At 64.8% G+C, this 24,952-nt stretch carries 23 protein-coding genes; 4 read left to right on the top strand and 19 right to left on the bottom strand.

What is annotated here, in order from left to right; translation table 11 throughout:
• Positions 1 to 52 precede the first annotated feature (52 nt).
• From LZ012_RS14555 to LZ012_RS14530, 6 genes are all read right to left on the bottom strand, one after another.
• On the bottom strand, positions 53 to 2,359 hold the full coding sequence (locus LZ012_RS14555) for an acetate/propionate family kinase (RefSeq protein ID WP_275711548.1): 2,307 nt from the start codon (positions 2,357 to 2,359) through the stop codon (positions 53 to 55).
• A 96-nt stretch (positions 2,360 to 2,455) separates the two neighbouring features.
• Positions 2,456 to 5,482, bottom strand: a complete 3,027-nt coding sequence (locus LZ012_RS14550) for a transglycosylase domain-containing protein (RefSeq protein ID WP_275711547.1) — start codon at positions 5,480 to 5,482, stop codon at positions 2,456 to 2,458.
• Positions 5,483 to 5,686: 204 nt separating this feature from the next.
• Entirely contained in the window at positions 5,687 to 6,406 is a 720-nt protein-coding gene (locus LZ012_RS14545; RefSeq protein ID WP_275711546.1) for a phosphoadenylyl-sulfate reductase, read from the bottom strand.
• Positions 6,407 to 6,415: 9 nt separating this feature from the next.
• Positions 6,416 to 6,922, bottom strand: coding sequence for a DUF934 domain-containing protein (locus LZ012_RS14540; RefSeq protein ID WP_275711545.1), 507 nt, complete (start codon positions 6,920 to 6,922; stop codon positions 6,416 to 6,418).
• Positions 6,922 to 8,595 (bottom strand): nitrite/sulfite reductase, encoded by a 1,674-nt coding sequence (locus tag LZ012_RS14535; protein ID WP_275711544.1) that lies wholly within the window; start codon positions 8,593 to 8,595, stop codon positions 6,922 to 6,924. The genes LZ012_RS14540 and LZ012_RS14535 overlap by 1 nt, the downstream gene beginning before the upstream one ends.
• A 9-nt stretch (positions 8,596 to 8,604) precedes the next feature.
• Positions 8,605 to 9,381 carry a sulfite exporter TauE/SafE family protein gene (locus LZ012_RS14530; protein ID WP_275711543.1) on the bottom strand — a complete coding sequence of 259 codons (777 nt, stop codon included), beginning with the start codon at positions 9,379 to 9,381 and terminating at the stop codon, positions 8,605 to 8,607.
• Between the two features lie 129 nt (positions 9,382 to 9,510).
• Between LZ012_RS14530 and LZ012_RS14525 the strand changes: the two genes are divergently transcribed.
• Positions 9,511 to 10,452, top strand: a complete 942-nt coding sequence (locus tag LZ012_RS14525; protein WP_275711542.1) for a CysB family HTH-type transcriptional regulator — start codon at positions 9,511 to 9,513, stop codon at positions 10,450 to 10,452.
• 105 nt (positions 10,453 to 10,557) lie between these two features.
• On the top strand, positions 10,558 to 11,403 hold the full coding sequence (locus LZ012_RS14520) for an HDOD domain-containing protein (protein ID WP_275711541.1): 846 nt from the start codon (positions 10,558 to 10,560) through the stop codon (positions 11,401 to 11,403).
• Between the two features lie 22 nt (positions 11,404 to 11,425).
• On the opposite strand, the gene nosD is transcribed toward LZ012_RS14520, so the two are convergent.
• The 6 genes from nosD to LZ012_RS14490 all read right to left on the bottom strand — a co-directional run bounded on the left by nosD (position 11,426) and on the right by LZ012_RS14490 (position 16,115).
• Positions 11,426 to 12,634, bottom strand: coding sequence for a nitrous oxide reductase family maturation protein NosD (gene nosD, locus LZ012_RS14515; protein WP_275711540.1), 1,209 nt, complete (start codon positions 12,632 to 12,634; stop codon positions 11,426 to 11,428).
• 71 nt (positions 12,635 to 12,705) lie between these two features.
• Positions 12,706 to 14,025 carry an EAL and HDOD domain-containing protein gene (locus LZ012_RS14510; RefSeq protein ID WP_275711539.1) on the bottom strand — a complete coding sequence of 440 codons (1,320 nt, stop codon included), beginning with the start codon at positions 14,023 to 14,025 and terminating at the stop codon, positions 12,706 to 12,708.
• Positions 14,026 to 14,111: 86 nt separating this feature from the next.
• Complete coding sequence (locus LZ012_RS14505) at positions 14,112 to 14,903, bottom strand: peptidylprolyl isomerase (RefSeq protein WP_275711538.1); 792 nt, start codon at positions 14,901 to 14,903, stop codon at positions 14,112 to 14,114.
• A gap of 35 nt (positions 14,904 to 14,938) precedes the next feature.
• The gene (locus LZ012_RS14500; protein WP_275711537.1) at positions 14,939 to 15,208 is read right to left on the bottom strand and encodes a BolA family protein; all 270 of its coding nucleotides are present in this window, start codon (positions 15,206 to 15,208) and stop codon (positions 14,939 to 14,941) included.
• A complete protein-coding gene (locus LZ012_RS14495) occupies positions 15,205 to 15,507 on the bottom strand; it encodes a YciI family protein (RefSeq protein WP_275711536.1) in 303 nt (100 codons plus the stop codon). Before LZ012_RS14495 ends, LZ012_RS14500 begins: the two co-directional genes overlap by 4 nt.
• Complete coding sequence (locus LZ012_RS14490; RefSeq protein ID WP_275711535.1) at positions 15,507 to 16,115, bottom strand: septation protein A; 609 nt, start codon at positions 16,113 to 16,115, stop codon at positions 15,507 to 15,509. The genes LZ012_RS14495 and LZ012_RS14490 overlap by 1 nt, the downstream gene beginning before the upstream one ends.
• 52 nt (positions 16,116 to 16,167) lie before the next feature.
• Between LZ012_RS14490 and LZ012_RS14485 the strand changes: the two genes are divergently transcribed.
• Entirely contained in the window at positions 16,168 to 17,220 is a 1,053-nt protein-coding gene (locus LZ012_RS14485) for an HD domain-containing phosphohydrolase (protein ID WP_275711534.1), read from the top strand.
• Positions 17,221 to 17,276: 56 nt separating this feature from the next.
• The gene (locus tag LZ012_RS14480) at positions 17,277 to 17,600 is read left to right on the top strand and encodes an Hpt domain-containing protein (RefSeq protein WP_275711533.1); all 324 of its coding nucleotides are present in this window, start codon (positions 17,277 to 17,279) and stop codon (positions 17,598 to 17,600) included.
• Between the two features lie 51 nt (positions 17,601 to 17,651).
• Here the strand turns inward: LZ012_RS14480 and bioD are convergent, their stop codons facing one another.
• Genes bioD through LZ012_RS14445 form a run of 7 tightly spaced genes read right to left on the bottom strand, consistent with a single transcriptional unit; the run spans position 17,652 to position 24,575 of the window.
• Positions 17,652 to 18,314 carry a dethiobiotin synthase gene (bioD, locus tag LZ012_RS14475; protein ID WP_275711532.1) on the bottom strand — a complete coding sequence of 221 codons (663 nt, stop codon included), beginning with the start codon at positions 18,312 to 18,314 and terminating at the stop codon, positions 17,652 to 17,654.
• The gene (bioC, locus tag LZ012_RS14470; RefSeq protein WP_275711531.1) at positions 18,311 to 19,072 is read right to left on the bottom strand and encodes a malonyl-ACP O-methyltransferase BioC; all 762 of its coding nucleotides are present in this window, start codon (positions 19,070 to 19,072) and stop codon (positions 18,311 to 18,313) included. Before bioC ends, bioD begins: the two co-directional genes overlap by 4 nt.
• A complete protein-coding gene (locus LZ012_RS14465; protein WP_275711529.1) occupies positions 19,065 to 19,778 on the bottom strand; it encodes an alpha/beta fold hydrolase in 714 nt (237 codons plus the stop codon). Before LZ012_RS14465 ends, bioC begins: the two co-directional genes overlap by 8 nt.
• Positions 19,775 to 20,944: an 8-amino-7-oxononanoate synthase gene (gene bioF, locus LZ012_RS14460; RefSeq protein ID WP_275711527.1), complete on the bottom strand. Its 1,170-nt coding sequence runs from the start codon at positions 20,942 to 20,944 to the stop codon at positions 19,775 to 19,777. Before bioF ends, LZ012_RS14465 begins: the two co-directional genes overlap by 4 nt.
• Positions 20,945 to 20,951: 7 nt before the next feature.
• Positions 20,952 to 22,055: an FUSC family protein gene (locus LZ012_RS14455; RefSeq protein WP_275711526.1), complete on the bottom strand. Its 1,104-nt coding sequence runs from the start codon at positions 22,053 to 22,055 to the stop codon at positions 20,952 to 20,954.
• Between the two features lie 4 nt (positions 22,056 to 22,059).
• Positions 22,060 to 23,403 (bottom strand): adenosylmethionine--8-amino-7-oxononanoate transaminase, encoded by a 1,344-nt coding sequence (bioA, locus tag LZ012_RS14450; protein WP_275711525.1) that lies wholly within the window; start codon positions 23,401 to 23,403, stop codon positions 22,060 to 22,062.
• Complete coding sequence (locus LZ012_RS14445) at positions 23,403 to 24,575, bottom strand: DUF2863 family protein (RefSeq protein WP_275711523.1); 1,173 nt, start codon at positions 24,573 to 24,575, stop codon at positions 23,403 to 23,405. Before LZ012_RS14445 ends, bioA begins: the two co-directional genes overlap by 1 nt.
• Positions 24,576 to 24,952: the final 377 nt, after the last annotated feature.

Raw genomic sequence — 24,952 nt, 5'->3', positions numbered from 1 at the left:
CAAACCTGAAAGGCAAGGGGGCGGCGCAGCCCATCGCTTACCGCGCCACGCCCTAGTGCCGGCTCTGGATTTCCTCGATGTAGCCGAGCATGCCGGTCTGGATGTTGCCGGCGTTGCCTTCGTCGGTGTCGATATGCATGGCCAGGCGGAAGCTCGGGCTGACGCGGCAGACGACGTCACCGAAAATCAGCTGGCGTTCACCTTCGATGCGCACGCGGACGACGTAGTTGTCGCGGACATGGAAACGCATGGCGTCTTCCGGCGTCATGTGGATGTGACGCTGGGCGCAGACCACGCCGCGCTCGATGGTCGTTGATCCGTACGGGCCTTCGAGCGTGATGCCCGGCGTGCCGGCCAGGTCGCCGGACTGGCGGATCGGCGGCTGGATGCCGAGCTTGAACTGCTCGGTCATCGCGATCTCGACCTGGGTTTCCTTACGGGTCGGACCGAGGACACGCACCTTGGCGATGCGCCCCTTGGGGCCGACCAGATGGACCTGCTCCTCGCAGGCGAACTGGCCGGGCTGCGACAGCTCGCTCTTCGGCGTCAGCTGGTGGCCCGGGCCGAACAGCGCCTCGACGTCGGCTTGCGACAGATGCACGTGGTGGGCGGAAATCTCGACCGGAATCGGCGTATCTTCGGCATTGGCGGCCAGCAACAGGGCGTTGCGCTCGATGGCGCGCAAGGTTTCCCAAGCCACCAGGCGTTCGTCGTCGTTGGTGACGACGAGGACGGTGACCGGCGAATCGTCGGTCGAAATCACCGCGTAGTCATCGATGCGGCCGAGGTTGCGGTTCTTTTCCTCGTCGAGCTTGATGCCCATGAATTCGAGGCCCTGGCAGGCCAGGCTGCGCACCGTGGCGCTGATTTCGCCGACATCGCCGGTGAAGGCCAGGACGTCGATGCCGCCCATGGCCGCGACATAGGCGCCGATATTCTTGCGCACCTGATAGCAGTAGGCCTTGTGGGCGAGGAGGGCGCGGTGGTGACCGTCGGCCGCTGCCGCCTCGATGTCGCGGATGTCGCTCGAGATGCCGGAAATGCCCTTCAGGCCGCTTTCGCTGTTGATCAGCGTGGACAGCTGCTCGGGCGACATGTTGTGCTGTTCCATCAGGTGGATCATCACTGCCGGATCGATGCTGCCCGAGCGGCTGGGCATGATCAGGCCGTCGCTCGGCGTCATGCCCATGGTGGTGTCGATCGAGCGGCCATGGTCGATGGCGCACAGCGAGGCGCCGATGCCGAGGTGGCAGGAGACGATTTCCAGTTCGCCCAACGGGCGCTTCAGCACTTCGGCCGACTTCAGCGACACGTAGCGGTGCGACGTGCCGTGGAAGCCGTAGCGGCGGATGCCGTGCTGCTTGTACAGCTCGTAGGGCAGGCCATACAGGTAGGCGTAGGGGGCCAGCGTCTGGTGGAAGGCGGTGTCGAAAACGGCGACCTGCGGCACATTGGGGAATTGCTTCTGGGCGACGCGGATGCCGGCCACGTTGGCCGGGTTGTGCAGCGGCGCGAAGACGGCCAGTTCCTCGATGTCGGCGATGACCGCCGGGGTGATGACCACCGAGCTGGAGAAGCGGTTGCCGCCATGCACGACGCGGTGGCCGATGGCGGTGACGTCCTCGGGGTGGAAGGTGAAGGCCGGACCGAGCAGGGCGGTGGCTTCACGCATCACCGTGAACAGGTCGGAGAGCTTGAACGGGGCGTGTTCCATGCTCTTCTGCTGCGGGCCGACCATGACCGTGATGTGGGTGGCCTGCTGGTCGGCGTGGTCGATGATGCCATGGACGTCGGCGCCGCTTTCCTCGGTATCGTAGATGCCGAAATGAATCTGGCTGATGCCGACATTGAGGACGACGACCTTGCCCGGCTGGTTGGTGTGCAGAGACAGCGCGTAGGGGTCGTCCGATTTGGCCGGGGCATTGGCCTGGTCGAGCGAAATGGCGCGGGTGCGCTCGGCGAGCAGGCGGGACAGATAGGCGACGGCCTTCGGATTGGCCAGGATGTGCGTGTTGAACACGTCCTGCGGGATCATCAGGGCGAAGCAGCGGTTGCCGGCGATCACATCGGCCGTGACGCGCTCGCCGGTGAGCAGCGACAGCACGCCGAACACGTCGCCGGCTTCGAGCTGGCCAACCACGCTGCGCGTGCCGGTGTTGTCGGTCATCGAAATCTCGGCGTGGCCGCTGATCAGCACGCCGAAAACCTTGCCCTCGTCGCCGGTTTCGAGGATCGCCTCGTTACCCTCGAAGGTGGCCAGCCGCGATTTGATGACGATTTCCTCGACCTTTTCGGCCGGGAAGTTTTCGAACAGACGGACCTGCTCGAGGAAGAAGCGCTTCAGATCAATTTCACTCATGCTGTTTCTCGCTTGGACGGCGTTATTTTATGGTGCCTAGGCTACCATTGTGTTGCATTGCAGCAAAGTGTGGATTTCCCTGAGTGTGGGGCGGCCTTAGCCCTTGCACTTGCCTTCCGCGGCGGGGCGGTCCGCGATCAGCGGGCGCAGAGCGGGTTCCATTTCCTTCATGATCTGCACCGGCAGCGCCGACGTGAAATCGTAACCGGCCGCCTTCGAGCCGGGAACGAAGGCGGTGACCACGCCGTAGAAGCGGTCGCCGATGTAGAAGGCGAAGGTCGCCGCCCGGTTCATCACCTTGGCGCTGCGCACTTCGCCACCGGCACCGATGACCTTGGAGCGGTGGTCGCCGGTGCCTGTCTTGCCGCCGACCAGCAGCGGCTTTTCCTCGTTGTCCTTGTAGGCGTCCTTGATGCGGCGCGCCGTGCCGCTGTTGACCACGCGCAGCAGAGCGCGGCGGGTGACCTGGGCGACCTCGACCGGCATCACGCGCTGGCCGGCTTCGGTTTGACGCTGCAGGCGGGTCTCGAACGGGGTGTTGGTCGCGAAGTGCAGTTCGTCGATACGCACGGTCGGGCGGCGGATGCCGTCATTGACCACGATGCCCATCAGTTCGGCCAGTGCGGCCGGCCGGTCGGCCGAACTGCCAATCGAGGTGGCCAGCGAGGGCACCAGATGTTCGAAGGGGTAACCCAGGCGTCGCCATTCCTCGGCGATGCGCTCGAAGGCGGCGACTTCGACGACGATGTCGATGCGCACCTGCTGGGCATGCTTGAAGCGCGGGGCGAACAGCCATTTCGAGGCATCGCGGCGGGCTTCGACGCTGGCCGGCACGATGTCCTTGAGCGTCGCTTTCGGCTCGCTCTGCAGGTGGCGGACCAGCCACAGTTCGAGCGGATGCACGCGGGCCAGGTAGCCCTGGTCGGCCAGGCTGTATTGGCGGGTGGCGTGGGCGTCGAATAGCTTGCGCAGGCCGGCGTCGGTGCCGGCCTTGTCGCCCAGCTGCTTGCGCATGAAGGCGGTGAAGCTGGCGAAGTCGCTCTTCGGCAGCACGCTCAGGTAGGCGGCGGCCTGTGGCACGGGGCGGGCGGGAACCGAGTCGCTGAGCACTTCCAGGCGATCTTCCGGCGCCACGTCGCGGTACTTGTGCCAGTAGGTGCGCAGGAAGCCCAGGCCTTCGCGTTCGGCGAAGCGGTTGAGGAAAGCCTGGCGGGTTTCGTCGTCGGTCTTGTCGCGCAGCCCGCGCGCCGGGGCATCGACCGCCTCGTAGGCGTGGTAATGGACGACGTCATGCATGATGCGGACAAAGGCCAGATTGACCGATTGTTCGAGCGCCTCGGCCACGCTGGGGTTCTTGCCGTCGTCTTCGTGCTTGAAATTGCTGAAGCGGTGGATGCCGCCGCCGGTAAAGAAGGTTTCGCCGGGGCTGGCCGAGTAGCGGCGCTCCATCGCCGCTTCGAGCAGGGCTTCCAGCGTCATCTCCGGCTTGGCACGCAAGGTGTCGATGACCCAGTTGCTCAGGCGGTCGGCCGGATGACGCGGCAGCTTGGCCAGTTCCTCGGTCGGCATGCTCCCGTAGCGCTTGTGCAGGTCGGCGACGACCAGCAGGTAGGAGACCAGGGTGCGGAACTTGGCGCTGGAGCCGAGATCGAGCTTGGTGCCGGCGTTGATGTCGAGCGGCTGGTCGAGGTTGTCGGCCTGGATGCGCAGCACGTTGGCGTTCGGCGTGCGCTCGTAGAGGGTCAGGCTGTAATTGACCTGTTTGGGGTCGCCCTTGTCGAGCAGGCGGGTTTCCTTGAGGCCGGCACAGGCCAGAAAGGCCGGGTCGGCGAGGCGGTTGAGGATGCGCGTCACCGCCTGCTGGCTGGGGCCGTCGAGGGTGGTATGGACGGTCAGGTCGTAGCGGTCGAGGGCGTAGAGGTTTTCGACGTCGAGCAGGTCGCTGAGCGTGCTGCGGATGTCATTGACCGCCTTGCGTTCGACGAAGGAAACTTCTTCGCCGGGCCGTGCCTGGCGTGCCGGGTGGATTTCCACCTGGAGGGCGGCTTCGCGCAAATCGGCGGGGATCAGCTTGTCTTCGGCGAGCAGACGGATGTAGCTGTCGGTCAGGGCGTTGAGGCGCCCGGTGGTGTCGCCGAGCAGGCCGGACGGGCGGCGCTGGGCGACAAAGAGCGACAGCGCCTGCTTGAAGGCCTGGGCGCGTTCGGTCAGGTCGGCGCTGGGATCGGCCAACAGACGATTGACGCGGGCAAAATCCTGGCCGTACCAGGCCCACAGGCCATCGCCCAGGCCATTGACCTCACCGTAGCCGGGAATGCCGCCGAGCGGAACGGAATTGATGAAGTCGAGCACGATGCGGCGGCGCGCCGCCAGGGTTTCCTCGCCGTCCTGGTAGGCGCGCAGGGCGGCCGACATCATCTGGTGGTACTTGTCGTCGGTGTCGTGGGTGCGGCCGCCGGGGGAATGGCGGAATTTCTCGATCTGCGTGGCCAGCGTGCTGCCGCCGGCCCGTCCGCCGCCCAGATTGACCTGGCGCATAGCCTGGCCGGCAGCGACCCGGGTCAGCCGGCCCCAGTCGACGGCTGGGTTGCGTTTCGGGGTATTGGGGTCGAGCAGGTCGCGGTTTTCGATGAAGAGCAGGGCTTCGACCAGCACGGAAGGTGTGGTCTCGAAATCGGCGTATTGCACCCGCGGATACTGGCTGTCGTAGAGCGCCTTGTCGTGGCGATCGAGAATGGTCAGGCCGGCCCGCGACTTTTCGCGATAAATCGGGAAATGCCCTTGATTGACGATGTCGCGGAAGCCCTGCGACTGCCGCGCCTGGGCGGTAATGGTGAAGCCGGCACTGGCCATGCGGGGCAGGAAGCCCTTGAGCTGGGCATAACCGAGGCGCTGTTCGTAGGGGCCGCTGCTCGGTAGCCAGATGCTCTTGTCTTCACCCGGTTCGACGGTCCACGTCGAGGTCTTGGCCAGTCGGGCGAAGTAGTCGGCCTGGAAGGAGGACTCCTGCAGCTCGATCCAGGCAACGGTACCGGCGACGGCGCCAAGGGCAAGGACGGAAACAGAAAGATAAAGCTTCCAGCGTCGAGGCTGGCTTTTTTCGTTGGGCGCGATACCTGACATCGATGGGTGCTGGGCGTCTGTAAGTGTTATGTGAGTAATTTTTCAACCGGCCCTTGCTCTATCCATAGCAAGTATTCCGGGTCGAAAAAGCATCATGTGCGACACATGGTAAATCGGTTTCGCCAAGCGCGCATCACCGCCCACAAAAGAAAAGCCCGGCATGGAGCCGGGCTTGGTCGGTCGGGCAGAGGATCGTTGCAGCGATCAGGCCTTGACGTGCAGTCCACATTCCTTGGATTCGGGGTTTTCCCACCACCAACGGCCGGCGCGCACGTCCTCGCCCGGCGAAATGGCACGCGTACAGGGGGCGCAGCCGATGCTGGGGTAGAACTTGTCGTGCAGCGCGTTGTACGGCACGGCGTGCTGCTTGATGTAGGTCCACACTTCCTTTTCCGTCCAGTCGGACAGCGGATTGAATTTCTCCAGGCCGTTGCCTTCATCGTATTCGCGGAAGGGCAGGCCGACACGTGTGGCCGCCTGCTGGGCGCGCAGGCCGGTGATCCAGGCGCGCTTGCCGGCCAGGGCGCGCTTCAGCGGTTCGACCTTGCGCGCATAACAGCAGGCCTTGCGCAGGGTGACCGAATCGTAGAAGGCGTTGATGCCGTGTTGGCGGACGTAGCTTTCGACTTCCTCGGCCTGCGGGAAATAGACCTTCAGCTTCAGGTCGTAGTGCTTTTGCACCGCGGCGATCAGGTCGTAGGTTTCCAGCGGCAGACGGCCGGTATCCAGGCTGAAGATCTCGATCGGCAGCTTGGCCTTGACGATGAGGTCGGTCAGCACCATGTCCTCGGCGCCCAGGCTGTTGGCGAAGGCGGCCGGCGACCAGTTGCCGGCGATGTCAGTGAGCAGCACCTTGACGGCGGCGGTCTTGGTGGCGACGCTGGCGGTCAGTTCCGGGGTGATATTGAGCAGGCTGGGCGACATCTCGGGGTCTCAGGCGCGACGGCGGAAATAGGGTTGGGGCTGGGTGGTGGCACCCTGGTAGGCATCGCCGAATGGCGTGAAGCCGGCTTCGAGGGCGTAGGCCAGGTTCTTGCCGTCTTTCAGCGCATAGCTGTCGAAACCGACGCGGCGCATGAAGAACAGCTGATCATGCAGCACGTCGCCGACGGCACGCAGTTCGCCGGTGTAGCCGTAGCGCTGGCGAATCAGGGCGGCGGTCGAATAGCCGCGGCCATCGACGAATTTCGGGAAATGAACGGCGATGACGGCGAAGGACGCGAGGTCGTCGGCCACGTCCTCGACGCGGTCACCCGATTGCAGCAGTAGACCGATATGCGGCCGGGCGGCGATCTCGGCCTTGCGCGCCTGCCACACGGCGAGCGGGAAGATGACCTCGCCGGCCGGCAGGGCCACGGTTTCCGGCGTTTCGCCTTCGGTCAGTTCCAGGGTATTCCAGCTATCGGTCGCGGCGGCGCCGTTTTTGATCAGTTGCGCCATTATGCGGCCTCCACTTCTGCGTTCTTGGCCTTGCCGTGGGCACGACCTTCGTAAACGCGGTTCTTGAACGGGTCGATGCCGATGCGATCGAAGGTGTCGAGGAAACGCTCGTCGGCATGGCGGTTTTCGAGGTAGACCTTGATGATCTTCTCGACGGCATCCGGCATTTCGTTGGCCGAGAAGGACGGGCCGATGACTTTGCCGAGCTTGGCGTCGTTGCCCTGGCGGCCGCCGAGGGTGACCTGGTAGAACTCGTCGTTGTTCTTGTCCACGCCGAGCACGCCGATGTGGCCGACGTGGTGATGGCCGCAGGCGTTCATGCAACCGGAGATGTTGAGGTCGATGTCGCCGATGTCGAACAGGTAGTCCAGGTCGTCGAAGCGGGCCTGGATGGCGGTGGCGATGGGGATGGACTTGGCATTGGCCAGGTCGCAGAAATCGCCGCCCGGGCAGCAGATGATGCCGGTCAGCAGGCCGATGTTCGGCGTCGCCAGGCCGGCGGCTTTGGCTTTTTCCCAGACTTCGAAAAGCTCCGATTTCTTGACGTCGGCCAGGATGATGTTCTGCTCGTGGCTGATGCGCAGTTCGCCGAAGCTGTAGCGGTCGGCCAGGTCGGCGACGGCTTCCATCTGGTCGGAGGTGATGTCGCCCGGCGCGACGCCGTGCTGCTTGAGCGACAGCGTGACGGCCGCGTAGCCGGCCGCCTTGTGGGCGTGGGTGTTGCGTTCCAGCCAGCGTTGGAAGGCCTTGTCGGCCGGCAGGTCGATGGCGCCGACCGTTTCGTAGGCCGGGGCGGTGAAGTGGGCGGCGACGCGGTCGTATTCGGCCTGGGTGATTGTCATCGGACCGCCCCTGCCGTGCGCCCATTCGGCTTCGACCTGCTCGCGGAAGGCATCGACGCCGAGCGCCTGGACGAGGATCTTGATGCGGGCCTTGTAGGCGTTGTCGCGGCGGCCGTAGCGGTTATAGACGCGCAGGATGGCTTCGCAGTAGGACAGGATGTCCTGCCAGGGCAGGAAGTCGCGCACGATTTCGCCGCGGATCGGCGTACGGCCGAGACCGCCGCCGACGATGACGGTGAAGCCGACCTGGCCGTCGACCTGCTTCAGATGCAGGCCGATGTCGTGGAACCAGGTCACGGCACGGTCTTCCTGGGTGCCGGAAATGGCGATCTTGAATTTGCGCGGCAGGAAGGCGAATTCCGGATGGAAGGTGGTCCACTGGCGCATGATCTCGGCCAGCGGGCGGGGGTCGATGATCTCGTCGGCGGCGACGCCGGCGAACTGGTCGGTGGTGATGTTGCGCAGGCAGTTGCCGGAGGTCTGGATGGCATGCATCTCGACTTCGGCCAGCTCGGCGAGGATCGCCGGCACGTCTTCGACCTTGGGCCAGTTCAGCTGCAGGTTGTGGCGAGTCGTGAAGTGACCATAGCCGCGGTCGTATTTACGGGCGACCTTGGCCAGGGTGCGCAGCTGGGCGGAATTCATCATGCCGTACGGCACGGCGATGCGGAACATCGGCGCATGGCGCTGGATGTAGAGGCCGTTCTGGAGGCGCAGTGGGCGGAATTCGTCATCGCTCAGTTCGCCGGCTTTCCAGCGGCGAACCTGATCGCCGAACTGGGCAACGCGTTCGTTGATCAGTTGACGGTCGATGGCATCGTATTTGTACATGAAACGTCCTTAAGCAAAAACCAGCTTGGTGCCGATCAGCACCAGCATGGAGGCCAGGATGCGGCGGAGAATGTGCTCCGGCACCTTGGCTGAAAGATGGCTGCCGACCCAGATGCCGGGCAGCGAACCGAGTAGCAGGGCACCAAGCAAAGACCAGTCGACGCCACCGAGCATCCAGTGACCCAGGCCGGCGACCAGGGTGAGCGGAACGGCATGGGCGACATCCGATCCGACAATCTTCACTGGCGAAAGTTTTGGGTAGAGGAAAAACAGGGCGGCGACGCCCAGCGCGCCGGCGCCGACCGACGAAATGGTCACCAGCACGCCGAGGATGGCGCCGACGACGACCGTGATTTTACCCAGGCAGCACTGACGGAGCGCGGATTCCTCATGCTTGCTGGCGTAGTCGCGCAGCTTGCGGCCGAAGACGAGGGCGATGGAAGTCAGCAGCAGCGCGAAGCCGAGGCCATGCGACACGATGGCGCCGATGGCGTTGCTGCCCTTGGGCAGTTGCGACAGGACAAAAATGGTGATGGCGGCGGCTGGGATGCTGCCGGCGGCCAGGCGGCCGGTAATCGCCCAGTCGATATGCCCTTTGCGGCCGTGCGCCACCGTGCCGCCGGCCTTGGTCATCGCTGCATAGAGCAGATCGGTGCCGACCGCGGTGGCCGGATGCACGCCAAACAGCAGGACGAGCAGCGGAGTCATCAGCGAACCGCCGCCGACGCCGGTCAGACCGACGATGGCGCCCACTGCGAAGCCTGAAAGGGTATAGAGATAATCCATGGGACAGCATCGTAGCAGCGGCGGTTTGAATCAAAAAGAATATTGGGTTAGATTGTTATAAATTTTGGTTATTAAGCGATTGCGGCTTCTTTTTGCTCCCAAGGAGCAACTTTGGACTGGCAGGCATCCATGAAACTTCAGCAACTGCGTTACATCGTCGAAATCCAGCGTCAAGGGCTCAACGTCTCGGAGGCCGCCGAAACCCTGTACACCTCGCAGCCCGGCATTTCGAAGCAGGTCAAACTGCTTGAAGACGAGCTTGGTATCGCCATTTTCGAGCGCAGCGGCAAGCGTTTTACCGGGGTCACCGAGCCGGGCAAGGTGGTGTTGAGCATTGCCGAACGCATTCTGCGCGAATCCGAGAACCTCAAGCGGGCCAGCGCCGAATTCGCGACCGGCGATAGCGGGCGGCTGGTACTCGCCGCTACTCACACTCAGGCGCGCTATGCCCTGCCGGTGGTTGTCCGCGATTTCGTCGCCCAGCATCCGTCGGTCAAGCTCGAAATGCACCAGGGCAGTCCGACGCAGATTGCCGAATGGGTCGTCTCCGGCGAGGCGGATATCGGCATTGCCACCGAGGCACTCGACCAGTATGCGCAGCTCATCACCCTGCCGGTACGCCAGTGGAGCCACTGCGTCATTGCCCCGGACAATCACCCGATTCTCAAGGCGCAGCCTCTGTCACTGAACGAACTGGCGCGCTGGCCGCTGATCACCTACGACACGGCCTTTACTGGCCGTTCGCGCATCAACCGCGCTTTCGAGCGCATCGGCGTGCAACCGAACATCGCGCTGACCGCCCTTGACGCCGATGTGATCAAGACCTACGTCGGCCTCGGGCTCGGCCTCGGCATCATTTCCGCCCTCGCCGTCGACCCGCAGCGCGACGCCGGCCTGGTGGCGCTCGACGCCGGCCACCTGTTCGAGTCGAACACGACGCGCCTGGCCTTGCGCCGCGCCACCTATCTGCGGCGTTACGACTACGACCTGATTGCCCTGTTCGCGCCACATCTGTCGAAGCGGGTCGTCGAAATGGCCATGCAGGGCGGCGGTGACGAGTATCAACTGTAACCGCTGGCTTTCCCATGCTGGCGGCGTGCTGGTATTATGACTTTGGCAGGCTAGGAGCCCGCACCAGGGGGTGATCGCTCCGCAGCGGCCGCGAGACGAGTGCACATGAACGCAATCCCAGAAGAAAAACGCATGCACAGCATGCTCAACGGGGTGGATATCCCGCCGTGTCCGGTCGTTCTGCTCGAACTGGATGCTGAGCTGAAGAAGGATGTCCCCGACCAGCGCGAGGTCGGCCGGCTGATCAGCAGTGACGTCGCCCTGTCCGGTCACGTCATGCTGGTGGCCAATTCACCGGCTTTTTCGACCGGCCATAAATTGCCTACGGTGATGCAGGCGATCAATGTCCTGGGCATGCGGAGCGTCTTCAACATGGTCGTCGGCCATCTGCTGAAGGCAGCCCTCAGCGACGGGCAGGACCTGACGATGGAGCGCTTTTGGGAAAGCTCCGCCCTGACGGCACGCGTGTCGGCCGAACTGGCCAAGCGCCTGCGCTGCGTGCGCCCCGACGTGGCCTATACCTTCGGACTGTTTCACGACTGCGGTATCCCGCTGTTGATGAAGCGTTTCCCGCAGACCAAAGAGGTGCTGGCCAAGGCCAATGCCAGCGAGGAGCGGATTTTTACCGAAATCGAGGAAGAGGGGCTGGGAACCAATCATGCGGTGGTCGGCTACTTCCTGGTCAAGCGCTGGCATCTGCCCGACTTCATCGCCGAGGGGGTGCTCTACCACCACGACTACGGCGTTTTCGGCAAACCGGGCAGCGTGGCCGATGTTTCATGTGCGCTGATCGCCATCAACGTCCTGGCCGAACACGTCACCCGATTGCACAACGCCGGTCGGGGCGAAGAGGAATGGACCAAGGCCGCCGAATCGGTTTGCGCCTACTTCAATCTGTCGCTGGGGGCGGTCGATGATCTGATCGACGACCTGCTCGACTGGTTGAGCTGATCGGGCGCCAGCCAGCAGCCATTTACGGTTTGCGCATGCGCGGTGCGGTATCGCGCAGGACCAGCGACGGCGCCGAGAACGGGGCCAGACGTTCGAGGAAATCCAGCAGTTCGAGGACCGGCGAATTGCGGAAAAAGGCCGCTTTCGGCGTTTCCAGCCAGATCCGGTCGGCCCACACATGCAATTCGTGCGGCCGGTCGCCGAAGCCATCGCCGTCGAGGTCGAAGCCTTCGTAGGTATCCCAGCTGTTGCCCCACCAGATGTCGTTCATCGGGTCGCCGTCGCCGACGATGGTGACCGGCCACAGGTTGCTCTTGAAGGTATTGTTGATGGCGATGTGGCCGCCCTTGGCGCCGTAGAAATAGACGCCGGTGATGTTGTGGGCAATGGTGTTGTTGATGAAGACGATGCGGTTGATCGGATTCATCGGGGAATCGGCCATGATGCCATGGGCGCAATGGACGATTTCGTTGTTCTGGACCAGGGCGGCCGAGGTTTCCTTGAGCGCGACCCCTGCTCCCGAGGCGTCCATGGCGTGCACGATGCGGTTATTGCGGATGATCAGGCCGTCCGAGTTCAGGGCGACAATACCGGTCGAGTTCTTTTCCAGCAGGTTGCCTTCCACCAGACTGCGGTGGGCGAACAGGAAATTGAAGGCGCGGCGGCTGTCGCGGATGGTATTGCCGGTGTAGCGGTTGCGCGGCGCGTTGCTCACCGTGACGTCGCGAATCTGGGCGATGTCGTTGTTCTCGATGCGGTTGCCGGTGCTGTACCACAGGCGCAGCCCGTCGCCGCGGTCGGCTGAATCGACCGGGCGGGAGCGAATGCGGTTGCCGCGCACGATGCTGTCGTTGGTCTTGTGCAGTGAAATGCCGAACAGCACGTCTTCCAGCACGTTGTTTTCGATCAGCAGCCGGTTGCCCTCGGCCATGATGCCGCCGTCGATGCTGTCGTGCGAACCGCCGCTGCCGCGCAGGATCAGGCCGCGTACCGTCACCTGGTCGGCCTTGATGGTCAGTACGGTGCCCCGGCCGCCGCCGTCGATGACGACCTTGCCGTTGCCTTCCACCGTCAAGGGTTTGTCGATAACCCCCGGGCCGCGATAGGTGCCGGCGGGCAGGCGCAAGACGCTACCCGGCAGGGCGGTGTCGAGCCAGGCTTGCAGGGGCTGGTCGGCGAACGCCTCCAGGCTGAGTAGCAGCGGGAGGATGAAAAGGAAACGGGCGGGCATCGGAGCACAATTTAGCCATGTGCATAAGGCTTGCGCCGCAACCTGCATCAAGTTTTTTGGCAGTCGCCGGCTTATTCCCAGTATTCGGTCACTTCGCTGGCCCAGGCGGTCGCCGCGAGCAGGGCGCCATTTACCGCATCGGCAGTGACCCCGGCCGTCTGGGCGGCAGCGGCGAGGCCGCTCTGGTCCACCGCTTCGGCCGCCTCGGCGACAGCCAGCAGTGCGGCGTAGGGGCCGCTGCGCTCGAGCAGGGCCTGGCGGATTTCGTCGGCGATGGGCAGGGTGGGCAGGATGTCGGCCAGCGGTCGGTGCAGCAGCCGGTGCAGGCAGGAAAAGATGCCGGTGAGGAACAGCGGGTCGTGCGGTTGGCCGGGCATGCGCTGCTCGGCGAGGATTTCCATCAGCCGGCCGCGGGTCAGCGCATTCTCGACCAGCAGCCAGTCGCTGAGCTGCGGTTCGCGGACCGAGAAGAGCAGCACGGCGAGCCAGCGGGTCAGGCGCTGGCGGCCGAGGATCATCAGGGCCTGTTCGAGCGAGTCGATCTGCCGGGTCAGGGCCAGGATGGGCGAATTCAGGTAGCGCAGGATGCGGAAGCTGAGCAACGGGTCAAGCTTCATGGCGGCTGCGATTTCGCCCGTTTCGGCTTCGCTCTGGACGAGGCGTAACAGATTGAGCAACTGTGTCTTGTGTGGATCGCCGCTCGGTTCGCTCCGCGCGGCAGCCGGCTGTTCGGCAAACTTGCCGTGGCAATGGTTGAAATGCCACTGCAAGCACAACTGTTGATCGTCGATGGTTTCGACGTTGCAGGCCAGTAGCTGCAGCGGCGTGGGGCGGATCCCGGCCCGCACGGCAGCCGAAAAGTCGCGGATCGAGCCGGCGTCGCTGCCGGCGACATCGATGGCGGCGTAGTCGATTTTCTGAATGACCGTGGCGTAGGCCGGGTGGCGTGGCTGGCGGAACAGGCCAAACCGGAAACCGCGTTCGCGCAATTGTTCGATGGCTTCGCAGACCTGATCGGCCTCGGCGTCCGGGGCCAGTTGCAGGAGCAGGACGACATTGTCGCCGGCAAGCGTTTCCAGCGCGGTGAGGTCGAGACTGGCCGAGCTGATCGGCAGAAAGGCCGGTGTCCGGTTCCAGGCCTCGGTGCTGGCATTCAGCGTATCGAACAGTTGCCGGTCGAGATCGCGCTGGACAGCCACGGCGCGGTCAGCGACGGCGGTAGCCTGCTGCATGCGGAACAGGTGGGCGGACAGGCGGTTGTCGCGGTCGAAAATGGCTTCGCGGCGGACGAAGGCGGCATCGGTGAAGGCGGGTTCAGCCGGGGACCCGGCGGCCGGCGGCACTGTGGTCTCGGTCGATTTGCCGAGCAGTTTTTTCAGGCGACTGAACATGATGCGCTCCCCCAAAAGAAAATGCCCACCGTCGGTGGGCATTTCGGCCACACGCCGGTGGCAATTTTCGCATGCGGAGCGCTGCTTTAGTCGACCTTGGCCTTGCTGCGCAGATCCTTGACCAGATTTTCGACCTGCTGCTGGCTGGCGCGCTGCTGCAGTTGCTGCTTGACCTGGTCGAAAGGCGGCGGATTGGCCGGACGGGAGTCGTCGAGCATGATGACGTGGTAACCGAAGTCGGAATGCACCGGCGTCTTGGTATATTCGCCCTTCTTCAGCTTGACCAGCGCGTCGCCGAACGGCTTGACGTAGGCGGCTGGGGAACTCCAGCCCAGATCGCCGCCCTTGTCCTTGGAACCCGGATCCTTCGAAACCTTGGCCAGCTCGGAGAACTTTTCACCCTTGTCCAGTTTGGCGATGATGGCCTTGGCGTCTTCTTCCTTCTCGACCAGCACGTGGCGGGACTTGTACTCGGTGTTGCCCAGGTTGTTCTTGATCACGTCGTACTCGGCCTTCAATTGGGCTTCGCTGATCGGATTGGCCTTGACGTACTCGCTCAGGTAGGCGCGGATCAGGACGGCCTGCTTGGCCAATTCCATCTGCCCCTGGATGTTCGCACTCTTGTCCAGCCCCTTCTTCTTGGCTTCCTGGGCGAGGATTTCGCGACGCACCAGTTCTTCTTTGATGGCGCCCTGCAATTCCGGGGACTCTGGCGTACCCTGGGCTTTCTGCTCGGCGACGAAGGCGTTGTAGACGGACTGCGAGATCGGCTGGCCGTTGACGGTGGCGAAAGCCTTGCCCTTGTCGGCGGCGAGGGCCGGGGCGGAAACAATGGCGCCAGCGACAAGCAGGGCAGCCAGACGGGAGAGCTTGAACATGTATCTATCCTTGGGTGGAGGGAACAACTGGAAAATTATACTTCGCTGGGTACTTCGGCGCAGATGCTGAGCGCATGGACCGGGCCACGCATCAGGTCACCGGCAGCATCATAAATCATGCGATGGCGGGCGACTGTGTTTTTGCCCACAAAGGCTGCGGCGACAATGTCGATATGGTAATGGCCACCCCCGCTGCGGGCGCCGGCATGGCCGGCATGCAGATGCGAATCGTCGCGGATGGCCAGCGCGGTCGGCTGCAGGACCGCCAGGCGCTGGCGCAGCAGTTCGACGGTGTCGCTACTCACGCCGGCAAAGCTTTCTTGAACGGCTTGACGGTGACCTTTTCGTAGACGCCGGCCGCGATGTAGGGGTCGGCATCGGCCCAGGCCCGCGCCGCTTCCAGCGACGGGAATTCGGCGACGATCAGGCTGCCGGAGAAACCGGCCGGGCCGGGGTCCGGCGAGTCGATGGCCGGGCAGGGGCCGGCGATGATCAGGCGGCCTTCGGCCTGCAGGGCCAGCAGGCGTTCCAGGTGGGCGGGACGGGCGGACAGGCGCTGGTCCAGGGTGCCGGCGCGGTCTTCGGCGATAAAGGCGTAGAGCATTATTTTTCTTCCTCGATGTATTTGGACAGCAGCATGCCCTGAACGAGCACGAAGACGAGCATCAGTCCCATGCCGCCAAACAGTTTGAAATTGACCCAGGTGTCGGTCGGAAAATTGAAGGCGATGACAAGGTTGAGTACGCCCATGACGGTGAAAAAGGCAATCCAGGACAGCGTGACCTTGTTCCAGACCGCTTCGGGCAGGCTCAGCTGCTCGCCGAGCATGGTCTTCATCGGATTCTTCTTGAGGACCAGCGAGCTGAACGCCATGCTGATCGCGAATATCCAGTAGAGGATGGTCGGCTTCCACTTGATGAACACTTCGTTCTGGAAAACCAGCGTCAGTCCGCCGAAGACCACGACCAGGCCGAGACTGATCCACAGCATCTTGTCCACCTTGCCGTGACGGAAATGCACCCACACGATCTGGGCCACGGTGGCGGCGATGACGACGACGGTGGCGAGCAGGATAGGGGCCTGCTTGGCATCGACGAGCGCCGAGCCGAGCAGTGTGGCAACCCAGCTGGCGGCGGTCTCGGGATTCTTTTCCGAATACTTGAAGGCGGCGAAAAAGAGGATGACGGGGAAAAGGTCGAAGAGCAGTTTCATGGCGGGGCATTATATACTGCCGGCACCCACCGTCCCGCAAGCCGGAAATCCCATGCATACCGTCCTGATCATCGATGACAGCGACATCAATCTGACGCTGATCAAGGCCTTGGTCCTCAAGCTTGGCGAATGCACTCCCGTCCTCTACGACAACCCGCTGGCGGCGCTCGAATGGTGCCGAAGCCACGAGCCGGATCTGGTCATCGTCGATTACATGATGCCGGAGATGGACGGCCTGCGCTTCATCAGTGCCTTCCGCGCCCTGCATGGCCGGAACGAGATTCCGGTGCTGATGATTACCGCCAACGACCAGAAGGACATCCGTTACGAAGCCCTGCTCGGCGGGGCGAACGATTTTCTGACCAAGCCCATTGACCGCATCGAATTTTCCGCCCGGGCGCGCAACATGCTGTCGCTGCGTACCGGCCAGAAATTCCTGGCCGACCGCGCCGAGCACCTCGCCGCCCTGGTGGACGACCGGACGCGCGAAATTCGCGAGCGGGAAAAGGAGCTGATTTTCCGCATGTCGCGGGCCGCCGAATTCCGTGATCCGGAAACCGGCGCCCACATTCAGCGCATGGCCCATTACTCGCAGATCATCGCCCGCGGACTCGGCCTCGGTCCGTCGATGGAGCAGCTGGTTCTCGAAGCAGCGCCGATGCACGATGTTGGCAAGATCGGCATTCCCGACTACATCCTGCTCAAGCCGGGCAAGCTGACCCCAGAGGAATTCGACGTGATGAAGGGCCATGCCCGGCTCGGCCACGAACTGCTCAAGGACAGCGGTTCCGAGATCCTGCGCGCGGGGGCCGAGGTGGCGATCTCGCACCATGAAAAATACGATGGCTCGGGCTATCCGTTTGGCCTGAAGGGAAGCCACATTCCGCTGCTTGGGCGCATCGTCGCGGTGGCCGATGTATTCGACGCCCTGACTTCGGAGCGCCCCTACAAGCGGGCCTGGTCCCTGGATGATGCCCGCCGCTTCCTTGAAGACGGCCGTGGCACACATTTCGACCCGATATGCATCGAGGCCTTTCTGGCCGGCTGGGACGACGTACTGGACATTCGTCAGCGTTTTCGCGACGAAGAAATTCCACAGATCTGATTGCGAATTGCCGCGCTGAAAGTGCGGCAGGGAGAACGAATATGGCAGGAAATTTCATGCTAGACCGGGCCGCCATTCTTCAACGGTTGGGCGGCGACGAGGAAATCTACACCATGATGGTCGCCATGTTTCTCGACGATGTCGACAACAACTGCGCTGCGCTGTCCGCGGCCTTTGCCGCCGGAGACCTGAAAAGTGTCCAGCGTGAGGCGCACACCATCAAGGGACTGCTGGCTACTTTCTCCGATGACGAAGGCGCTGGCGACGCGATGACCATCGAAAGTACCGCCAAGAGCGGCACGCTGGCCGGCCTGGCCGGGGCCATCGGTAACATCCAGCTGCGGCTGAAGGAAGTGGCGGCGGCGCTCGGCAAGCGCTGAAATAGGCTGTCCGCCGGATTTCCTGTACTGGCCGGTGCCTAGGGCTGCGGGCTAGCCCGGCAGGCGCAGGTAGTCGGCAGCACCGGCAGCGCCACCGGCCGGGGCATGCGGCACGACGCCGAGTAGAGGGGCCGCCAGCCTGGCCCGTAGCGCCGCCAGGTTTTCCTCGAATCGCGACATGGCCGGATCGATGCGGTTGGCGACCCAGCCGGCCAGATGCAGGCCGCGTGTGGCGATGGCTTCCGCCGTCAGCAGCGCATGGCTGATGCAACCCAGGCGCATGCCGACGACCATGATTACCGGCAAGCCCAGGTCGACCGTCAGATCGTCGCTGCCTTGCCGGTCGCCGAGCGGCACGCAAAACCCGCCCACGCCTTCGACGACGACCCAGTCGGCCTGCTGCCGGGCGGTCGTGCAGGCTGCCTTGATGGTGGCGAAATCGATGCTCACGCCCGCCTCGGCGGCGGCGATGTGCGGCGCGATGGGCGGCGCGAAGCAATACGGGTTGATCAGGGCAGCGGGCAGCGCCACGCTGCTCGCAGCGCGGATGTTTTCGACATCCTCGTTCAGGCCGGCGGCATCGGTGCCGGCGGCGATGGGCTTCAGTCCGACCGCGGCCAGCCCGTCGCGGCGGGCGCGGTGGAGCAGGGCGCAGGTAACGAAAGTCTTGCCGATCTCGGTATCGGTACCGGTCAGGAAATAGGCTGGGCTCATGTTCGGGCGTGGAGGGTGATGACGTCGTAGGTCAGCGGCAGGCCGTCGCTCGTGCGCTGCGCTTCGTAGGCTGCTTCGGCGCGCTGGAAGGCGCTGCGGCTCATCAGGCTGGTACGCCGGCCGAGGCCGACCTGATTGGCGCCGATGGCCTTGACCGCGCGGAGCAGGGATTTGAAGTCGGGATAGTGGGTCATTTCCGTCCGGCGTTGGACATCGACCGCGGCCAAGCCGGCGGCAACGGCCATGTGCCGGACTTCGTCAGCGCTATGGAAGGCCAAGGTGTGGCGGTATTCGTCGACGCCGGCGAAGGCCTGGCGTAATTCGCCGAAGGTTTCCGGGCCGAGGCTGGCCAAGGCCAGCGCGCCTGCCGGGCGTAACAGGCGACGGGCTTCGCGCAGGACGAGCGGTAACTCGCACCACTGGACGGCGAGGCTGGACCAGTACAGGTCGATGCTGGCGTCGGCCAGCGGCAGGTTTTCGAGATCGCCGGCGACGCGGCTGCCGGGTGCCGCTATCCGCTGCAGCATGGCTGGCGACAGGTCGAGGCCGATAGCGTGGGCGTGCGGAAAACGTTGGCGCAGCAGCGGCAGGGCGTAGCCGGTGCCGCAGCCGGCATCGAGCAGCCGGGCGACCGTCAGCGGCGGCAGCGTGGCGAGCAGCCGGTCGCAGATGCGGCGTTGTATCGCGGCAGCGCTATCGTAGGTCGGGGCGGCGCGTTCGAAAGAATGTCGGACGCGCGCCTTGGAAGGTTTAGTCATTCAGGAAAGAGCGGGCCTGGGTGACGAAGTCGTCCGGGCTGGAAATGAAGGGGGCGTGGGCGCAATCGGCGAAGACGGCAAGCCGGGCGCCGGGGATCAAGGCGGCGAGCGCTTCGGCAGCGGCGAGCGGCATCAGCGGATCGGCGGCGCCGTGCATGAGCAGCGTCGGAGCCTGGACCCGCGGGGCGTCGACGCGCAGATCGACATCACGCAGCCAGTTCAGTCCGGTCGTCAGTACCTCGCCGGAGGGGCGCGGGTCGGCCAGCTTGAGCAGTTCGACAGTCACCGCCTTGGCACGCGCATCGCCCCGGTTGAAGCCGCCGACGAAGCGCGGCAGCATGGCCTCGACATCGGCGGCGATGCCGGCGGCGAACTCGGCGAGCATGGCCGGCGGCATGCCGTGCGGCCAGCCATCGCGCTGGACGAAGGAGGTCGTGCCGGCGACGAGGAGCAGCTTGCCGACCTTGTCCGGGTGGCGGGCGGCGACGGCCAGCGCCAGTTGGGCGCCGAGCGACCAGCCGGCCAGTGCGGTGCCCGGTTGCAGGCGGGCGGCGATATCGTCGACCGCGGCGTCGAAATCGCTGATCAACGGTGACTCGCCGTAGCCGGGCAGGTCGATGATGCGGCCGCCGAGCGCTTCGACGGTGGCCTTGAGCGGCGTGCGGCCGACGCACCAGCCGGGCAGGAAAACGAAGGGAGCGCTCATGCGAGTTCTTTCAGGGCGGTGATCAGTTGGTCGATGTCGTCGGCGGTATGGGCGGCCGAGACGGAAATGCGCAGGCGGGCCGTGCCTTTGGGGACCGTCGGCGGGCGGATGGCGGGCACCCACAGGCCGCGCTCCCACAAGGCTTTGGCGAGCGCGACGGCGGCTTCGTTATCGCCGACGATGTAAGGCTGGATGGCGGTGGCCGACGGCAGCAGGGCGCGGCCGGCGAGGCCGTCGCGCAACTGGCCGATGCGCGCCATCAGGTTGGCGCGCAGGGCGTCGCCGTCGCGGATGATCTGCAGGCTCTTCGACAGGGCGCAGGCGACAGCCGGCGGCGCAGCGGTGGTGAAGATGTAGCTGCGCCCTTTCTGCAGCAGGTATTCGATGGCGGTGGCCGAACCGGCGACGAAGGCGCCGCCGACGCCGGCCGCCTTGCCCAGGGTGCCCATGAGCAGGATGCGTTCGGATGCCGGCAGGTTGAAGTGGGCGAGGCTGCCTTCGCCGTGCGGGCCGAGGACGCCGAAGCCGTGGGCGTCGTCGATGACCAGCCAGGCGTCGTAGTGTTCGGCGAGGGCATAGATCAGCGGCAGCGGGGCAAGGTCGCCGTCCATGCTGAACACGGCATCGGTGACGATCACCTTGCGCGCCGCGGTGCTGGCTGCCAGCAGGCGCTCCAGGGCGGCGACGTCGTTGTGCGGGTAGCGCTGGACATCGGCGCCATTGGCCTTGGCCAGTTGCATGGCGTCGATCAGCGAAGCGTGGTTCAGCTTGTCGGCGAATACCGCGTCGCCACGGCTGGCCAGGGTCGGCGTGACCGCCAGGTTAGCCAGGTAGCCGGTAGAGAAGGTTAGGGCCCGCGGGAAGCCGGTGAAGGCGGCGATTTCATTTTCCAGCTGGTCGTGCGGCGTCAGGTGGCCGCTGACCAGGTGCGAGGCGCCGCTGCCGGCGCCCCACTGCGTTGCCCCCGCGGCCATCGCGGCGGCGATTTCGCCGTTGCCGGCCAGGCCGAGATAGTCGTTGCTGGCGAAATTGAGCACCTGCTTGCCGTCGACCGTGGCCAGGCGTCCGGCCGGGGAATCCAGCACGCGGCGGCGGCGGCTCAGGCCGGCGGTGGCGATGTCGGCCAACTCGCCGGCGAGTTGGGCAGTGAGGGTGGAATCGGTCATGGTGCGATCAGGGCGAAGGAGTGACGGCGATCAGGCCGGAAGGCATCAGGCGGCGGATGAGCGGGCCGAGGCAGGCGCGGAAACGCGGGCTGTGCAGGCAGACGCCGCCGAGCAGGCCGACGAGACAGCCGAGCACGGTATCCCAGAAACGGCCGTGAATCAGTGTGGCGGGGGCGGTTTGGCCGAGGGTGGCGGCTTCGACCAGCAGGATGGTCAGCGGGGTGATGAAGATGGCGGCCAGTGCGTAGTGGCGGACGACCAGCATTTCGACGCAGAAGGCCAGGGTGATCATCACCAGCGGCAGCGTCCATGGCGTGAGCGGCAGCAGCAAAACGCCCCAGGCCAGCAGCAGGCCGATGCCGGTGCCGACGATGCGATGGATCTGCTTGGTCCACACGGCGCGCAGGGTCATGCCCTGGATCACCGCCAGGCAACTGATCGGCACCCAGTAAGGTTGGGCCAGTTGCAGGATCTGGGCGAGGGTCAGTGCCAGGCCGACGAAAACGCCGATTACCACCGAGTCGAAGACCACGAAATCGAAGGTCGGTTTGGGGGTGGCGGGAATCGGCTTAGGGGCCTGGTGGCGCAGCATGAGCAGGCTGTAGATGAAGGCGATCAGGCTGGCCAGCAGGCAGCCCATGGCGAGCAGGCCGACCTTGAGCGGCACTTCCAGAATACCGCCCGGCGTGTGGGCGCCGACCGACGCTGCCAACACGAAAAAGAAGCTGCCCGGTGGCGGCATGTTGTAGTAGCGGCAGGCCATGGTCACCACGATGGTGGTGACGGTCAGGGCCGGGACCGATGCCGGCGCGTAAAGCTGGCTGAAGACGCCGATGGCATAGCTGGCGACCATCGCGAAGGCGCAGGCGAGCAGGGCCACCATGCGGTGATACATGGGCGTTTCGAGGAGGTAGAGAAAGACCAGGCCGCCGAGCGACGAGATCAGGCCGTAATCGAGATGCCCGAACCAGGCACCGACCAGCAACGGCAGGCCGGACGAGAGCGCCGCGGCGAAGGGCATCGGCCAGCGGCGGTCACTGCGGTTGACCGTGATCAGGTGGGCCAGTTCGGCGCGCAGCTTGCTCCAGAAATCGGTCGGTGCCTGGTTCATCGGCTCACAGGGCTGCCGCCAGGGCGCCATTGATGGCGTGGGCCAGGTGGTCGATCTCGGCGTCGCTGACGATATACGGCGGCATCAGATAGACCGTGTTGCCGATCGGCCGGATCAGCGCTTCGCGGTCGAGAGCGGCGCGGTAGAACTTGCGCGAAAAGTGCGGGTCGTCGGTGGCGACGTCGAAGGCGGCGATCATGCCGCGCTGGCGCAGGTGGCGGACTTGCGGATGCCCGGCCAGCGGGGCGAGGGCGGCGGCTATGCGCTGCGCCTTGCCACGATTTACGGCGATCACGTCGTCCTGCTCGAAAATGTCCAGCGTCGCCAGCGCCGCGCGGCAGGCCAGCGGGTTGCCAGTGTAGCTGTGCGAATGCAGGAAGGCGCGGGCTACCGAGTCGTCGAGGAAGGCAGCATAGAACGTGTCGCTGCACAGGACGATGGAGAGTGGCAGGTAGCCGCCGGAAATACCCTTCGATAGGCACATCAGGTCGGGGCGAATCTCTGCTTGTTCGTGGGCGAAAAAAGTGCCGGTGCGGCCGCAGCCGACCGCGATTTCGTCGCAGATTAGATGCACTTCGTAGCGGTCGCACAACTGACGGGCGAGGCGCAGGTATTCCGGGTCGTACATCGCCATGCCGGCGGCGCCCTGGACCAGCGGTTCGACGATCAGCGCGGCGATGCGCTCGCCGTGTTGTTCCAGATGGCTTTCGAGGGCCGCAGCGGCGCGGCGGGCGACGTCGGCCGGCGATTCCCCCGGCTCGGCCAGGCGGAAATCGGGCGAGGGCAGCACATGCGCGGCGGCGCGGACCAGCGGCGCGTAGGCATCCTTGAAAATGGCGACATCGGTGACGGCCAGGGCGCCGACCGTCTCCCCGTGGTAGCTGCCGGCCAGGCACAGGAATTCGGCTTTTTCCGGGCGGCCGACGTTGCGCCAGTAGTGAAAGCTCATTTTCAGCGCGATCTCGGTGGCCGAGGCGCCGTCCGAGGCGTAGAAGGCGTGGCCGAGGGCGCCGCCGGTCAGCGCTGACAGGCGTTCGGACAGCTCGACCACCGGCTGGTGCGTGAAGCCGGCGAGCATCACGTGCTCCAGCGTTTCCAACTGCTCCTTGAGCGACGCGTTGATGCGCGGATTGGCGTGGCCGAACAGGTTGGTCCACCACGAGCTGATGCCGTCGAGGTAGCGCTTGCCGTCGAAGTCGTGCAGCCAGGCGCCCTGGCCGCGGGCAATCGGCACCAGCGGCAGGTAGGCCGGCGAGCCGGGCTGCGCGTGGTGCTGCATCTGGGTGCACGGGTGCCAGACGGCAGCCTGGCTGCGCGCCAGCCAGTCTTCGTTCGACGACATGCCCATCAATGCAGGATTTGCGACCCGGTGGCCGGCTGCTCCGGCATCTCGGTGTGCACCAGTTCGCCTTCGCGGTTGGGGAAGAGCGGGGCGCCGCAGTCGTCGCAGAATTCCATCGGGAAATGGTGGTCGAGGAAAAGCACTTCCTTGACGCCGGTTTCGCGCAGCACGGTCTCGATTTCGCCGGCCGCATCGGTGGCTTCGTCTTCGGCGCCGAGCAGCGGCCAGACGATGCCGTGATAGACCTCGTCGCCGGTCTTCGGGCCGAGGCTGACGCGGTATTCCTCCATCCGGCGGTCGTAGCAGGGGCCGACGACGGCGCGGATGTCGGCCGGCATCAGGCCGAGCATGGTCTGCAGGAAGGCGACCGAGGCCTTGACCGAATAGGGGCGCGACAGTTTGTCGGCATTGCGGCAGGCGGCGTGGTAGGCGTCGGGCAGTAGCGGCTGCCAGGCGCAGCCGGTGAGCAGCGGTTCGAGGTTGGGGCTGCCCTGCTTGAGCCATTCCTTCAGTGCGTTGTCCTTGTTGCCGTCGGCCTCGTTCCAGCGGAACAGCGGCTTGCCGCGCGGAATGGCGATGGTGCCGACCAGATAGCGCACGTCGGACAGGAAGCGGTTGGTTTCCGGCATGCCGTTGGTGTCGATGCCGAGGTGGCCGCCGGCCAGCGCGGCTTCGCCTAACTGCTTGGTCAGTTGCCAGGTGTCGCAGAAGCTGCGCGGCAACTGGTCCGGGCTGAACAGGAAGTCGGCCAGCGCCAGCTTGGCGTCGCCACCGAAGACATGGGCGCCAAGCTGCACGGCCAGCGCCTGCAGGGTGCTCTTGGGCAGCGAGCAGGCGGGGATGGAGAAGCGCGACCAGGCGAGGACCGGGGCGGCGAAGAGCTGGATGTCGAATTCCTGGCCCTGGGCGCCCACGCGATGCGTTTCGGCGCGCGACTCGACCATGTCGGCGAGTTCGTCGTGGGCGCGCGGGTTGGCTTCGAACAGCCGGTCGAGCGCAGTGTTGATGTCGTCTTCGGCACCGTTCTTGAGCAGGCCGTCTACGACTTCCGCCAGCTGCGTTTCCCAGTAGCTGTCTTCCAGCTTGCCGCCGGATTCGGAAAGGCCGGCAGCCAGGCGTTGCAGTTCAGCCGCTTCGCGGGAAAGTCGGTCGCGCGAACCAAAGCGGGTGCGTTTCATCGGTAATCCAGAATACAAAAACCAGATTTTACCAGCCGCGTATCGGCTTGAGCGCCTTAATCCGCGTCTTGGGGCCGGATGGAGGTGGCGGCATGACCTCCTTCTGCCGGAGTTCCCGAGAGCACGGTCTTGGCTGGAGTGTGTCGGATCGCAATCGGCAAGCTAAATGCTGCCTGAGGGGCCATTTCTGTATCTCGGTCTCAGCGGTCGGTGAGGGTATGCGCAGTGAGCGACAGCAGGCTACTCCCCCAGGTTTTTCGGGCAGTGAGGAAAAAGGAACGATCATTAGGCTGGTGCCTTCCCACATTGCACCGCACTGTTTGGTCCTTTCTCGAGCAAGGATTTCCACGTGCGTTGCCGTACAGACTCCGCCTTCC

Origin of the sequence: Dechloromonas hankyongensis, assembly GCF_022012295.1 — a bacterium.
Classification (GTDB): domain Bacteria; phylum Pseudomonadota; class Gammaproteobacteria; order Burkholderiales; family Rhodocyclaceae; genus Azonexus; species Azonexus hankyongensis.
The sequence above is the reverse complement of the archived record's forward strand: the minus strand, read 5'-3'. Positions and strand labels throughout refer to the sequence as shown.

Coding starts and splice junctions, on each gene's coding strand:
- LZ012_RS14550 (WP_275711547.1), bottom strand. CDS start 5,482: ATGTCAGGTATCGCGCCCAACGAAAAAAGCCAGCCTCGACGCTGGAAG.
- bioC (WP_275711531.1), bottom strand. CDS start 19,072: ATGACTAAACCTTCCAAGGCGCGCGTCCGACATTCTTTCGAACGCGCC.
- LZ012_RS14480 (WP_275711533.1), top strand. CDS start 17,277: ATGCTAGACCGGGCCGCCATTCTTCAACGGTTGGGCGGCGACGAGGAA.
- LZ012_RS14525 (WP_275711542.1), top strand. CDS start 9,511: ATGAAACTTCAGCAACTGCGTTACATCGTCGAAATCCAGCGTCAAGGG.
- LZ012_RS14445 (WP_275711523.1), bottom strand. CDS start 24,575: ATGAAACGCACCCGCTTTGGTTCGCGCGACCGACTTTCCCGCGAAGCG.
- LZ012_RS14535 (WP_275711544.1), bottom strand. CDS start 8,595: ATGTACAAATACGATGCCATCGACCGTCAACTGATCAACGAACGCGTT.
- LZ012_RS14510 (WP_275711539.1), bottom strand. CDS start 14,025: ATGTTCAGTCGCCTGAAAAAACTGCTCGGCAAATCGACCGAGACCACA.
- LZ012_RS14520 (WP_275711541.1), top strand. CDS start 10,558: ATGAACGCAATCCCAGAAGAAAAACGCATGCACAGCATGCTCAACGGG.
- LZ012_RS14455 (WP_275711526.1), bottom strand. CDS start 22,055: ATGAACCAGGCACCGACCGATTTCTGGAGCAAGCTGCGCGCCGAACTG.
- bioF (WP_275711527.1), bottom strand. CDS start 20,944: ATGACCGATTCCACCCTCACTGCCCAACTCGCCGGCGAGTTGGCCGAC.
- LZ012_RS14485 (WP_275711534.1), top strand. CDS start 16,168: ATGCATACCGTCCTGATCATCGATGACAGCGACATCAATCTGACGCTG.
- LZ012_RS14555 (WP_275711548.1), bottom strand. CDS start 2,359: ATGAGTGAAATTGATCTGAAGCGCTTCTTCCTCGAGCAGGTCCGTCTG.
- bioA (WP_275711525.1), bottom strand. CDS start 23,403: ATGGGCATGTCGTCGAACGAAGACTGGCTGGCGCGCAGCCAGGCTGCC.
- LZ012_RS14530 (WP_275711543.1), bottom strand. CDS start 9,381: ATGGATTATCTCTATACCCTTTCAGGCTTCGCAGTGGGCGCCATCGTC.
- nosD (WP_275711540.1), bottom strand. CDS start 12,634: ATGCCCGCCCGTTTCCTTTTCATCCTCCCGCTGCTACTCAGCCTGGAG.
- LZ012_RS14505 (WP_275711538.1), bottom strand. CDS start 14,903: ATGTTCAAGCTCTCCCGTCTGGCTGCCCTGCTTGTCGCTGGCGCCATT.
- LZ012_RS14465 (WP_275711529.1), bottom strand. CDS start 19,778: ATGAGCGCTCCCTTCGTTTTCCTGCCCGGCTGGTGCGTCGGCCGCACG.
- LZ012_RS14540 (WP_275711545.1), bottom strand. CDS start 6,922: ATGGCGCAACTGATCAAAAACGGCGCCGCCGCGACCGATAGCTGGAAT.
- LZ012_RS14490 (WP_275711535.1), bottom strand. CDS start 16,115: ATGAAACTGCTCTTCGACCTTTTCCCCGTCATCCTCTTTTTCGCCGCC.
- bioD (WP_275711532.1), bottom strand. CDS start 18,314: ATGAGCCCAGCCTATTTCCTGACCGGTACCGATACCGAGATCGGCAAG.
- LZ012_RS14495 (WP_275711536.1), bottom strand. CDS start 15,507: ATGCTCTACGCCTTTATCGCCGAAGACCGCGCCGGCACCCTGGACCAG.
- LZ012_RS14545 (WP_275711546.1), bottom strand. CDS start 6,406: ATGTCGCCCAGCCTGCTCAATATCACCCCGGAACTGACCGCCAGCGTC.